11 protein-coding genes and 2 pseudogenes are annotated in these 12,581 nt (G+C 66.1%); 7 read left to right on the forward strand and 6 right to left on the reverse strand.

Annotation, left to right across the window (positions count from 1 at the left end; all coding sequences use genetic code 11):
• Positions 1 to 239, reverse strand: a pseudogene (locus ACLP9N_RS00720) (IS256 family transposase); the annotation flags it as partial.
• A gap of 136 nt (positions 240 to 375) precedes the next feature.
• Here ACLP9N_RS00720 and ACLP9N_RS00725 point away from each other — a divergent pair.
• Positions 376 to 1,059, forward strand: a complete 684-nt coding sequence (locus ACLP9N_RS00725) for a DUF427 domain-containing protein (RefSeq protein WP_442405598.1) — start codon at positions 376 to 378, stop codon at positions 1,057 to 1,059.
• A 29-nt stretch (positions 1,060 to 1,088) separates the two neighbouring features.
• Here ACLP9N_RS00725 and ACLP9N_RS00730 read toward each other — a convergent pair whose 3' ends face one another.
• From ACLP9N_RS00730 to ACLP9N_RS00745, 4 genes are all read right to left on the reverse strand, one after another.
• Positions 1,089 to 1,829, reverse strand: a complete 741-nt coding sequence (locus ACLP9N_RS00730; protein WP_442405599.1) for a ZIP family metal transporter — start codon at positions 1,827 to 1,829, stop codon at positions 1,089 to 1,091.
• A gap of 249 nt (positions 1,830 to 2,078) precedes the next feature.
• Positions 2,079 to 3,254, reverse strand: coding sequence for an acyl-CoA dehydrogenase family protein (locus ACLP9N_RS00735; protein ID WP_442405600.1), 1,176 nt, complete (start codon positions 3,252 to 3,254; stop codon positions 2,079 to 2,081).
• A complete protein-coding gene (locus ACLP9N_RS00740; protein WP_442405601.1) occupies positions 3,255 to 4,175 on the reverse strand; it encodes an LLM class F420-dependent oxidoreductase in 921 nt (306 codons plus the stop codon).
• Positions 4,176 to 4,201: 26 nt separating this feature from the next.
• On the reverse strand, positions 4,202 to 5,083 hold the full coding sequence (locus ACLP9N_RS00745) for an acyl-CoA thioesterase (protein ID WP_442405602.1): 882 nt from the start codon (positions 5,081 to 5,083) through the stop codon (positions 4,202 to 4,204).
• A gap of 86 nt (positions 5,084 to 5,169) precedes the next feature.
• Here ACLP9N_RS00745 and ACLP9N_RS00750 point away from each other — a divergent pair.
• From ACLP9N_RS00750 to ACLP9N_RS00770, 5 genes and pseudogenes are all read left to right on the forward strand, one after another.
• Positions 5,170 to 5,241: pseudogene (locus tag ACLP9N_RS00750) on the forward strand (SRPBCC family protein); the annotation flags it as partial.
• 55 nt (positions 5,242 to 5,296) lie between these two features.
• Positions 5,297 to 6,124 (forward strand): SMP-30/gluconolactonase/LRE family protein, encoded by an 828-nt coding sequence (locus ACLP9N_RS00755; RefSeq protein ID WP_442405603.1) that lies wholly within the window; start codon positions 5,297 to 5,299, stop codon positions 6,122 to 6,124.
• Positions 6,125 to 6,145: 21 nt separating this feature from the next.
• The gene (locus ACLP9N_RS00760; RefSeq protein ID WP_442405604.1) at positions 6,146 to 6,982 is read left to right on the forward strand and encodes a thioesterase family protein; all 837 of its coding nucleotides are present in this window, start codon (positions 6,146 to 6,148) and stop codon (positions 6,980 to 6,982) included.
• Entirely contained in the window at positions 6,979 to 7,515 is a 537-nt protein-coding gene (locus ACLP9N_RS00765; protein ID WP_442405605.1) for a TetR/AcrR family transcriptional regulator, read from the forward strand. The genes ACLP9N_RS00760 and ACLP9N_RS00765 overlap by 4 nt, the downstream gene beginning before the upstream one ends.
• 371 nt (positions 7,516 to 7,886) lie before the next feature.
• Positions 7,887 to 9,296: a PE family protein gene (locus ACLP9N_RS00770; RefSeq protein ID WP_442405606.1), complete on the forward strand. Its 1,410-nt coding sequence runs from the start codon at positions 7,887 to 7,889 to the stop codon at positions 9,294 to 9,296.
• 208 nt (positions 9,297 to 9,504) lie between these two features.
• On the opposite strand, the gene ACLP9N_RS00775 is transcribed toward ACLP9N_RS00770, so the two are convergent.
• Complete coding sequence (locus tag ACLP9N_RS00775; RefSeq protein WP_442405607.1) at positions 9,505 to 10,854, reverse strand: FAD-binding oxidoreductase; 1,350 nt, start codon at positions 10,852 to 10,854, stop codon at positions 9,505 to 9,507.
• A 142-nt stretch (positions 10,855 to 10,996) separates the two neighbouring features.
• On the opposite strand from ACLP9N_RS00775, the gene ACLP9N_RS00780 reads away from it, so the two are divergent.
• A complete protein-coding gene (locus ACLP9N_RS00780; protein ID WP_442405608.1) occupies positions 10,997 to 12,403 on the forward strand; it encodes an IS1380 family transposase in 1,407 nt (468 codons plus the stop codon).
• Positions 12,404 to 12,581 lie beyond the last annotated feature (178 nt).

Consider the following 12,581-nt stretch of genomic DNA (forward strand, 5'->3'; position numbering starts at 1 on the left):
CCGGCGCTCGTGGTCACGGTCCGCGACTCGTGGTTGCCGTTGCGCACCACCAGCCGATGACCCTTCTCGTCACAGACGTCAGCGAACTGGGCGATGTAAGCGTCGACCTCCGCGCGCAGGGCCTCGGCCAGCATCCGCCGCGCACCCTCTCGGACGATCTCGTCGATTACCGACGACGCAGCCGATCGCGCCGCACCCAAACCATCGCGGTCAGCAGAATCAGAAACTACAGTGAGCATCGGGTCGTACCTTCCCGACCGGCGTTGTCGCGCCGGTCTTGCTTGGAACCTTTCATCGGTCACCCGGGAAGGTACGCCCCTTCCCAAGCCGATCCACAGATTTCAAGCATTGCTCTGATGCGACGGGAGGTAAACCATGAGTTTGGTAGCGGGGCGCGGGCCGCTCAGTGCCGATCCCGCGGGACGGTTCTCGCCCCCAATACCCGCTGACGTTGTCTATATCGAGCCGCACCCCCGCCGCGTCCAAGCAGTCCGGAACGGGCACTTGGTGATTGACACCGAGCGGGCGCTGATGGTGCATCGGCAGGGCCGCCCGCTCAGCTACGCCTTTCCGGCTGAAGTGGTCGGCGATTTACCGGCCGAGCCGGTCGCGGAGGCACCAGGCTTCGTCCACGTGCCGTGGGATGCCGTCGACACCTGGCTAGAGGAAGGGCGCAAACTCGTGCACTACCCGCCCAACCCGTACCACCGCGTCGACTGCCGTCCGACCAAGCGCCACCTGTGCGTCTCGATCAACGGCACCGTGCTGGTAGACACCGAGGAAACGGTAATCCTGTTCGAGACCGCACTCGAACCACGGCTCTACGTCGATCCCGCATTCGTGCGCACCGATTTGCTGCAGCGCTCGGCAATGTCGAGTTACTGCAACTACAAGGGCTTTGCGAGGTATTGGTCGATTGCCCTAGACGACCTCGTCATCGACGACATCGCCTGGAGCTATGAAGATCCGCCCTCAGAAAGCCTGCCGATCAAAGGGTTCCTTAGTTTCGATGCCGATCGCATCGACGTCGTTGCCGAGCTGCCGCAGTCGCTCGCTTGATACCGCGAAAGTGCAACTGGCGAAGTCGACTAAGGCCCGGCCTTGCTCGCCAACCCGACGATTATCAGCATGAACAGCACCCCGCCGATTGTGCATGCCAGTGTCACAGGAGTGCGATGTCCGGTGTGTGCTCTCGGCAGGATGTCGGCGCTCGCCAAATACATCAGGAAACCCGCGAAGAACCCTAGATACACATCGAGTAGGCGATGGGGAATCGAGACGGCCAGCGTAAGAGCCGCGCCGGCAACCGGCGCGACAGCGTCAGCGGCCAGCAGTGTCAACGCCCTCCGACGGTCATTTCCATACAGCGATGTGACAGTGTAGGTGTTGAAGCCGTCCGCAAAATCGTGACCAATCACCGCCACCGCGACCACCACCCCCACCCCGACCCCCGCCTGAAACGCGGCGCCGATGGCGAATCCATCCATGACGCTGTGGCCCACCAGCCCCGATGCCGCCAATAGCCCGACGCTGGGCGCTTCCGAAGTGTCCGCGTCATGCGATGTCTGACCGCGATGAATACCTACGGTGTGTTCGATGACGTGCAGCACCAGAAAGCCGAAAACGAAGGCCAACAACGGAGTAGGTATGCCGAACAGGACCCAGGATTCCTGGCCCAATGCTTCTGGCAGCAGGTCGAACCCCACCGCACCGAGCATCAACCCGGCGGCCAACCCGAGCACTAAATAGCGGTAGGAACCGATACGCAGCGCCGCATAGCCGCCCAGCAATGTGGTGATGAACGAACCCATGGCCACGAGAACAACCACCGCCGGGCCACCTCTCTGCCATTGATGAATCGGAGCGGAACGGCTAGGTGCAGGTGCGCAATGCTCCCGGGAAAAGGTAGCGCTCGAACCGGCCGTCGCGCGCCCTGTTAATGAGGAACCACGGCGCAGCTTGTCACAAAAAGGAGCACCCTGGGCGGGCAATCGCGTCAGCGCACCAGGCCATGTCTTGTGATGTGGCCATCGACGCCAGAAACATGCCGGTGGTATGTCGCACGCAGGAACTGCCGCTCATGCCCCGTAGCTAGGACGGCCGAGCTTCAGCTCGTGCTGGGCGATCATGTTGCGGAAAACCTCGAGGGTGCCGCCGTAGATCCCGGCCGGAACGGCCAGGCGCAGAAGGGCTTCCGTCGCCCCGTCGTCGACGGCGCCCTGGGCTTCGACCGGCAGCGCCGACGCGGCGCCCAACAGGTCCATCAACTCCGGGGAGATGTCGCGCATCGTTTGCGCGATCGCGACGCGTCCGTACGGCCCCGGAGTGGACAACGACGCCTCCATCCGCGCGATGCAGCGGCCGAGCCGGTATTTCACCGACTCGTCGTCGATCCGCCTCGACCCGTCGGGTCCCGGTCGGGTTACCAGCGATGCGACCTTGTCCACCGCTTCGGCCATCTCGGTGCCGTGGGCCGCCATGGCCGAAATGTATTGCAAGCCTTGGTCGTCGCGACCGATAATGCCGTGCTCGGCATCGAGTGCAAACCGCATCACGGTCCAGCCGCCGTTGACCTCACCGATGCGGTACAGGTCGTCGACGCGGACGTCGCTGTAGTAGACGATGTTGGTGCGGTCGCCGTCCAGGGTGCGGATGCCCTGGATCTCGATGCCCGGTGAATCCAGCGGCACCAGAAACATGGTCAAGTTCCGGTGTTTGCGTCCCTCCGGGTCGGTGTTGGTGAGCAGGAAGACGTATTGGGCGTTGTGCGCGTTCGAGGTGAACATCTTGGAGCCGTTGATGATCCAAGCCTCTCCATCGCGCACCGCGCGGGTTTTGCAGGTGGCAACGTCCGAGCCGCCCTCGGGCTCGGTGTAGCCCAGGCACAGCCGGATCTGGCCGGACAGCACGGCGGGCAGCACCTTGCCGGCCAGTTCGGGCGACCCGAATTGCTGCACCATCCGCGCGACCATGGCGGTGGTGCCCCAGTGGTACCAGGGCGTATGAGCCCGGGCGATCTCGAGCTGAAAGATCCTTCGGCGGACGGCACTGAAGCCGCCGTCGGACGCGTCCTGCCAATCCCCGGCCAGATATCCCTCGGCGGCCAGCGCTAAATGCACTCGCTCGTCGAAGTTTTCGCCGGTCTCTCGATCACGGCGCAGCACGTCCTCGGTGACCACCTCGGCCAAAAGCTGCCGGGTCCTGTCTTTAAAGTCCTTGTCCTCCGCCGAAAGGGCGACCTCAGAAAAGTCCATTCAGACCGCATCGACGACGAGGGTCCGGAAACGGTCAAGCGTGTCGAGCACATGCGCCATGCTGTCCCCGGGCAGGTGGACGCTCACCCATGTCACTCCCAGTTTCGCCAGCTTTTCCAAACCATCGAGGTAAGCCTCGGCGTTGAAGTCGTCGTTCGCTGGGCTCCCGCCTTCGAAGTTCGCGAAGGTGATGTCGAGCGCGGACCAGTCTTTTCCGATCGCGTCGCAGCGACGCCGCAGATCGTCGATGGCACGCGAGAGGCCCTCAACGGAGGTGATGGCCGCGGTGCCCGCTGTCTGAGCCAGTTGAGGCGGGGCGGGGAACGGGCACCAGCCGTCACCGTACTGCGCTACTCGCTGCCGGGCGGTGGTGGTGTTGCCGCCGATCCAGATCGGTGGATGCGGGTTACTGACCGGCCTGGGGTGCGCGGTGATCCCACGCGCACTGAAATGCTTTCCCTCAAAGGAGATGTCATCATCGGTCCAGATGGCGCGGATCACCTGTAGCGCTTCCTCGAACAGCTCGGCACGCTCGTCGTAGCTCACACCCAACGCCGCGAACTCCCGCTTGAGATAACCGATGCCGACCGCGAGCGTGAATCGGCCGCCCGAGAGCAGGTCCAGAGTCGCACCAGACTTGGCTACCACAAACGGGTTTCGATAAGACAGCACCACAATGTTAGGAATCAGCCGCAGCGTCGTCGTCGTAGCGGCTGCGAAACCCAAGGCGACAAAAGGATCTAACGCGTCGTGCCCCCCGGCTTCCAGCCATCGCTGCGATGGCGCCGGGTGGTCGGTGAAGCCGAACCCGTGGATCCCGGCCGCTTCGGCGGCCGCGGCCACTTTCCCAATGCCGTCCCCACTCACCAACTCCGGGTTGTAGGGATGGCTGTGCATCGGGTGGGTGATGCTGAAGTACATCTACATTCCCAAATCTTTCCCCGCCATTAGAACCGCGCGCTGGAGTCGATCGCCGAGTCGGTGGTGCGCAGCGGGCGGATCATCGCCTCCTGCGCAAACGAGCACAGCAGCTCGCCGTCCTCGGAGTGCACGGTGCCGCGCACGTAGGACATCCCCGCGCCGACCTGGGTGCTCTCGTGGGTGTAGAGCAGCCACCCGTCCCAGCGCACCGGTTCGTGGAAGGCGACCGAGATACTCATCGGTGCAGTCGACACGGTCACGTGCGCCTGGCTGGTGCCGATGCCGGGGTGAGCGCGCATGGTGGTGGAGATCCCCAGATGCCCGGTGAAGTACGCGACGAGCGCCTTGGCCAGATCGTTTCGGGTCGGGATCGGGTCGTAGTACAGCCAGGCATACAGCTCCGGCGGCCCGACCTCGTCCGGGCTGTTCACGTCGACCACGTCGACCAGTCGCAGTTCCCGGCCGATCATCGGCATCTCGGAGACGTTGGCGTCGGCCGGTGCGGCCACGTCGGGCCGCGGCAGGTGGTGGCGGATGACATCGCCCGTCGGGACGTCGGCCAGCACCGTGATGCTCAGGCAGCGTCGCCCGTTCTGGTGCACCGCGACGATCGCGGTGGCGGTGGACCGGCCTTCGGCCACGACATCGAGGACAAGTTCGACCGGCGGCCCGACGGCGACGGCACGGGAGAACACCGCGTGCGCAGAGCGCACCGACTTGTCCGGAAATCGTTTCGCCACAGCGACAATCGCCTGCGCGAGAACCTGGGTGCCTTCCACCACCTGCCGGCCGTCCTGCCCGGCGATACCCGTGTCGCCGGTGAACCGGTCCGGCCCGTCGGCCTGCACGTCAAACAGGTCCAACAGGCCCTGAACCGTCCACTCAGCCTGCTCAGATTCCGTGGTCAAATCCGCTTCACCTCTCGATAGCAGCTCATCGCACAGCGTGACACTTTGAGTAGGATTTGTAAAGCTTGGCTAACAAAGACATGAGGCAGGCCAACCCGGCTAGGATCGACGCTTATCATGAGGCCGTCGCGCGTGAACTCGCCGCCTCGGCAGATTGACACCAGCACCTGCGGTGCGTGACACTTTTGCGGTGTTTTGTAAAGGTGTGAGCGGATGATCCCCGAGCCGCTGGCCAAAGGGTTCTGCTTCGGTGAAGGCCCGCGCTGGTTCGAGGGACTGCTGTGGTTTTCCGACATGCTCGGTGAAGCCGTGCACACCTCGACCCTGGGTGGGGCGCTGACGACGCTGCCGCTGCCCGGGCACTCCCCGTCGGGTCTGGGGTTTCGGCCCGACGGATCGCTGCTCATCGCCTCGACGGAAGACCGGCAGGTGTTGCGCTACGACGGTGAAACCGTCGTCACCATCGCCGATCTCGCCGACCTCGTGCCGGCCAGCCTCGGCGACATGGTCGTCGACGACGTCGGGCGCGCCTACATCGGATCGCAGGCTCGCGAGGGCGGCGTCATCGTCCGCCTGGACCCCGACGAGAGCGCCACCGTCGTCGCGGAGGACCTCGACTTTCCCAACGGGATGGTCATCACCGCGGACCGCAAAACGCTGATCGTCGCCGAGTCGATCGGCCGACGACTGACTGCGTTCACCATCGGCGACCCCGACGCTCCTGGTGGGCTCAGCGGTCGCCGAGTGTTCGCCGACGGCCTCGACGGCCCGCCCGACGGTATCGCGCTGGACGCCGAAGGCGGGGTATGGACGTCGATGACCCTGGCTCACCAGTTCGAGCGGATCGTCGAAGGCGGCGAGGTGACCGACCGCATCGACATGGGTGAGCGGGTCGCCATCGCCTGCGCGCTCGGCGGCCCCGAACGGCGCACACTGTTTCTGCTGTCGAGCACCGACGCGTATCCGAAGCGCCTGGTCGGCACCCGGCTCTCGCAGCTGGACGCCGTGCTGGTCGCCACTCCGGGCGCCGGGCTGCCCTGACGCGCGACGAAGAGGGGACACTTGACTGATTCCTATTACGAGTTGATCGATGACGCCAGCGACGAAGCCAGGGCGTTAGGCGAAAAGTTCAGGGCGACCGACATGGCACGCGGCACCTGGTCGGCGGCGATCCAGCACGGGGGTCCGGTGTCGGCGTTGCTGGTGCGTGCGCTGGAACGGTGCGAGCAGCGCGACGACACCCGGCTGAGCCGCGTGGTGATCGACCTGTTGGGCGGGGTGCCGTCCGAGGGCGATCTGTGGGTCAGTTCGCAAGTGCAACGCGGCGGCAAGCAGATCGAGTTGGTCAGCGCCGACATGCTGGCGCAGGGCCCCGATGGGCAGCCCCGGCCGGTCGCCCGCGCCAGCGGATGGCGGTTGCAGCAGCAGGACACCGAGCCCGTCGCGCATGCGGCCGCGGCCCTGCCGCGCCCGTGGACCGAGGCGCGCGTTCGCAACATGAAGCCTTTGGACTGGGACCGCAACTACGTGCACAGCCTGGAATGGCTATGGCTGACCGAACCGCTGACGCCGGGCCCCGGGGAGTCCTGGATCAAACCGACGGTGGACCTCGTCAACGGTGAGAGTATGACGCAGCTGGAACGGCTGTTCGCGGTGGCCGATTGCGCCAACGGCATCGGCAGCAAGCTGGACATCTCCAAGTGGACTTTCGTTAATACCGATCTCGCCGTGCACGTGTTCCGCGTCCCCGACGGCGAGTGGATCGGCATTCGCGCGGAGACCAGTTACGGCCCGGACGGCATCGGAACGACAATCGGCACGTTGTTCGACGTGCAGGGCGCGGTCGGGGCGATCCAGCAATCGGTGCTGGTGCGGCGGCGCCCGGGGCGAAAGACATGACCCGGCCCGCGGTGACCGAGACCGACACCTCGACGCGTCAGCGGATCTTGGCGGCCACCGCCGAGGTGCTTGGCCGCAACGGCAAGACCAAGCTCAGTTTGTCGGAAGTCGCTGCGCAGGCAGGGGTTTCGCGTCCTACCCTCTACCGTTGGTTCGCGTCTAAAGAGGAACTGCTTTCGGCATTTTCCAGCTACGAGCGGCAGGTCTTCGAAAGCGGTCTGGTCAAGGCGACTGCGGGACTCAAGGGAGCCGACAAGCTCGACGCGGTGCTGCGGTTCATCGTCGAATACCAGCACTCGTACTCGGGTGTGCGGATGGTCGATGTGGAGCCCGAGCACACCATTGCCCAGTTTGGGCGGGTAATCCCGGAGATGCGTGCCGGTCTGCAACGGCACCTTCCCGGGCCCAACGCCGCGGTCAAGGCGGCCACGGTGATCCGGATCGCGATATCGCACTACATCGTGCGAAGCGACGACGCCGATCAGTTCCTGGCGCAGCTGCGCCATGCGGTCGGGATCAAGACGGCTGGCTAGCGCGATCTTTCGCTTTCGGCCAAGCGTCGCGGCGATGACGGTGGGGTCCAATCAGACCCCGCAGGCCGGGTCGTGCCGGTGGCCGATAGGGCCTCGTCCAGCTCGATTTAATTGAATGATTGCGCCGGCGCACTCGATGAATTCAACGTTGCCAGGAAGCCCGATAGAAAGCGCGCAGTTGTCGGCGTCGCCTGTTGTTAGGTCGCGGAGGTGAGGGCGTTGAGTGGAGACCCCGCGGTGTCGGGTTTCATATGGTCCACACAGCTTTAGCCGAGGGCCGACATAGTCGGTGATGTCATCGTCTTGGTCATCGTGTCTTTACGGCGATGACGAGCGCTGGCCGATCTCTGTCGAATCGATGGGAGCGCGGGATGAGTTATGTGCTTGCGGCACCGGAGATGATGGCGGCGGCGGCAACGAATCTGGGAAATATCGGTTCGACGATCAGTGCGGCTAATGCCGCGGCGACTGCTCCGACGTCGGCGGTGTTGGCGGCGGGCGCCGATGAGGTGTCGGTGGGCGTCGCGAGGACGTTCGGCGCGTACGCGCAGGCCTATCAGGCGATCAGTGCTCAGGCGGCGGCATTTCACGAGCAGTTTGTCCAGCATCTGAATGCCGGTGCGGTGTCCTACGGCAATGCCGAGGCCGCCAACACCAATCCTCTGCAGGATCTGCTCAACCAAGTGAATGCATCCTTCGAGACGGTGCTGGGGCGCCCGCTGATCGGCAACGGAGCCGACGGTACCCCGGGAACCGGCGCCAACGGCCAAAACGGCGGGTTGTTGTGGGGCAACGGCGGCGCGGGCGGGTCCGGCGCGCCCGGCCAGAACGGCGGGAATGGCGGGAACGGCGGGTTCTTGTACGGCAACGGTGGCCCTGGAGGAGCCGGTGGGGCTATTACCAACGGCCTCGCCGGCGCCGGCGGCAACGGCGGCAACGCCGTTGGACTTTTCGGCAACGGCGGCACCGGCGGGACCGGGGGGGCTTGTCCCAATGGCGTCGCCGGTGCCGGGGGTTTCGGCGGGAACGGCGGGATTTTGTTCGGCAACGGCGGCATCGGAGGGACCGGTGGGGCCAGTAATATCGTTGCCGGCTCGGGCGGCGCCGGTGGCGACGGCACCGGCTTGTTCTACGGCCTGGGCGGGGCGGGCGGGGCCGGCGGGGCCGCCACTGCCGACTTTGGGATCCCAGGCACCGGCGGGTACGGCGGTAGCGGCAGCATCCTCTTCAGCCTCATCGGCACCGGGGCCGACGGTGGTCCCGGCGGAACGGCCGCCGGCCTTCACAACATCGGCGGCCAGGGCGGCCAGGGCGGCTTCGGCGGCGGCGGCATCTTGGTTGGCGTCGGCGGCCACGGCGGGGCAGGGGGGGCCAACACCGGCGGCGGCACAGGTGGGGTCGGCGGATACGGCGGCGACAACGGTTTCTTCTTCAGCCCCGGTCCCGGCAGTTTCGTTGCCGGCGGCGCCTTGTTCGGCATCGGCGGTGCCGGCGGCGACGGAGGCGCTGCCACCGCCGGCGGCCACGGCGGGACGGGTGGCCTCGGCGGCCTCGGCGGCCTCGTCTTCGGCCTCGGCGGCGCCGGCGGCAACGGTTACGGCGCGGCTGGCTTGGCGTTCGGGGGCAACGGCAGCCAGGGCGGCTACGGCGGCCTTCTCTTCGGCATCGGTGGCAACGGCGGCAACGGCGGCATCGGGGGAACCCCCGGTGTTGGCGGCCCGGGCGGCATCGGCGGGTATTACCTTTTCGGCCCCAACGGAAAGGCCGGCTTGACACCGTGAACTCGGCGGGTGGACTGCCGCTGCGCGCACAACAGTTGCGGTTGAATGCCCAGAATTTAACGAAAGCTATTTAAAGATAGGAGATTCAGCGCTTCAAGCTGAACGCGTAGCTGATCCAGCCTTTCCGGATCATCGGCTCACCCGACTACAATCAGCTGATTCAGCGTCGAGGGCGGAAAGCTTGTGCCACTTTCCGGTGGAGGATTGCCTAATCGAAAAGCACTGCGGTGTTCAGGTATCCGGTCGGATCCAGTGCCGTCTTGATTGTTCGCATCGCCGCGATGTCGGCGGGCTCACGCGACATCCCAAGGTAGGCGCGCTTGCGGCTGCCGACGCCGTGTTCGGAGCTGACGTTGCCGCCGCACTGCGCGATGAGGTCCATCATCGGCGCGTACAACGCAGTCTCCCGCTCGAGCGGAACACGCAGGACATTGAGGTGCAGGTTGCCCTCACCGATGTGGCCGAACAGCAGCGGCAGCGCGTCGGTGACGTGCGCATGGATCAAAGTGACTGCTTTCGTTGCGAATCCGCTGATTTCCGATAACGGCAACGAGACGTCGAACTTCAGCGGCGGGCCGTAGACGCCGAGCACGTCGGCCAGCGATTCGCGGACGCGCCACAACCGTTGCTGCGCAGCGACATCCACGCCCACCGCGGGCTCGCCGCACAGCCGGGCGCCGTCGAGCAGCTCGGCGAGGCGGTCGGTTTGATCATGGTCGGCGGCCAGTTCCACCAGCAGCAGCCAATCGCCTTCAACTGGGGCGCCCACGCCGAGATGCTCGCGGGTCAGCGCGGCCGCCCGGCCGTCGATCAACTCCAGCGCCGCGATCCCGCCCACGTCGCGAAACGTCCGGCCGGTGTCGACAAGCGCCTCAAGCTCGGTGAACCCGCACACCGCCGTCACCCGATGCGACGGGGTGGGGTGCAGCCGCAGATCCAGCGCGGTGATGACACCGAGGGTTCCTTCGGCGCCGACGAACAGCGCCGGCAGGTCGTAGCCGGTGTTGTCGCTGCGCACCCGGCTATCGCGGTGCAGCAGCGAACCGTCGGGCAGCGCCACCGCTAGCCCGACGACTTGCTCGCCCATGTTGCCGTAGCAAACCGTGCGCAGGCCGCCCGCGTTCGTCGATGCCATGCCGCCGACGGTCGCGGTGTCGCGCGCCGCCAAATCCACGCCGAACACCAGGCCCGCCGTGATCGCGGCGTGTTGTACCGCGGCCAACGTGGCGCCGGACCCTACCTGGATGCGACGCTCGACGGCGTCGACATCGCTTACGGCACAAAGCCGCTCGGTAGACAGCAGCACGTCGTCGTGCTCCGGAACGGTGCCCGCCACCAGAGAGGTGCGGCCACCCTGCACGGTCACGTGCGCCCCCGCGTCGCGGCACACCCGCAACACCTCGGCGACCTGTTCGGCCGAACCCGGTCGCACCAGCGCGCTGGCGTGGCCTCGATAGCGGCCGGTGTGGTCGACGCTGCGGCCGGCCAGCACATCGGGGTCGGTGACGACGTGGTTCGATCCGACGATGTCTTCCAGGCCGGGAAGGCTGCGGGACATGCTCGCGGTTATAGCACCCTTAGCCTGAATCCGTGGATGGGCCGGTGATGTGATCGGCATGTGAACAGCGAAAATGCCTTCTGAACTGGGACAATACGAGTGCTGATGTCGATCTTGTCCAGCGTTCGGGAAGGCATTTTCGGTGCACTCATCTTATACGTTCACCGTCTCGTCGGCGGTGTTTGACGAGCAGAATCTGGTGTCGTCGGCCGGGTTGGTGCCGGTGCTGGAACTGGCTGAGCAGACCGGTCTTTCGCGGTTGATCGGCGAGCACGTTGACCTGCCGTCGACCCGGGTGAAGTCCGGGGCGGTGAACCCGGCCGGCAAGCTGACCTCGATCATCGCCGCGATGATGTGCGGCGCGGACAGCATCGACGATGGCAACGTGCTGCGCGCCGGCGGCACCCCGCGGGTGTTCGACGAGGTGTATGCGCCCTCGACGCTGGGGATCTTCTTGCGCGAGTTCACCTTTGGGCATGCCAACCAGCTCGCCGCGGTGGCCCGCGCGCATCTGGTGGCGCTCACCCAAAGCACACCGCTGCTGTCTGGCATCGAACAGCGCGCGTTCGTGGACATCGACTCGCTGTTGCGCCCGGTCTACGGGCACCACAAGCAGGGTGCCTCGTTCGGGCACGCCAAGATCGCCAGCCGCACGCTGCTGCGTCTGGGCCTCTCACCGCAGATCACCACCATCTCGACGGCGCAGGCCCCGCCGGTCATCGCCGAAGCGCGGCTGCGCAGCGGGCGGGCCGCCTCCGGGCGCGCGGCCGCCGCCCAGCTCAAGCAGGCCATCGGCACCGCCCGCGCGTGCCGGGCCGGCACGATCATGGTGCGCGGCGACTCGGCGTTCGGCACCAAGAAGGTGATCACCACCTGCGTGGCCGAAGGCGCCGAGTTCTCCCTATCGGTGAGCCGCAACAAGCGCATCAGCGCCGCGATCGAGGGCATCGACGAGTCCGCATACACCCCGGTGCACTACCCCGGCGCGGTCGAAGACCCCGACACCGGGCAGCTGATCTCTGATGCCGAGGTCGCCGAAACCCCCTACACCCTGCGGCTGGGCCGCGGCCGCACGCTGACCGTGCGGCTGATCGTGCGCCGCGTCAAGGACGCCCGCTACCCGGACGCGTTGTTTCCGGTGTGGCGCCATCACCCGTTTGTGACCAACTCCGAGTTGCCCACCGCCGAGGCCGACATCACCCACCGCCGCCACGCCATCATCGAAACCACCTTCGCTGATTTGATCGACGGTCCGCTGGCCCATATCCCGTCGGGGCTGTTTGCCGCCAACTGCGCCTGGCTGGGCTGCGCGGTGATCGCGCATAACCTGCTGCGCGCTGCCGGCGCCCTCGCCGACGGTACCCACGTCGTGGCCCGTGGCGCCACCCTGCGCCGCGACCTGGTCAACGTGCCGGCCCGCTTCGCCGCCCCCGCCCGCAAACCGATGCTGCACCTACCAGCCCACTGGCCCTGGCAAACCGGATGGAAAACCCTGTGGGACAACGTCATCGGTTCCTACTACCCGACCGCCCAAGCCCGCGCCGCCTGACCCCACCGACCAGACCCTGCCCACCCCGCCATCCCAGGCCCGACCCAAGGAACCTCGCAACAAGGAAAAGCTGGTACAGGCCAGCGGATCACGCATGCGCCACAGCCAGACCCCGCCGAGTTGAGGGCAACCACGTCGACGACCACACGAAATCACCCATCCACGGATTCAGGCTTAG

This window comes from Mycobacterium sp. (genome assembly GCF_052144515.1).
GTDB lineage: Bacteria > Actinomycetota > Actinomycetes > Mycobacteriales > Mycobacteriaceae > Mycobacterium.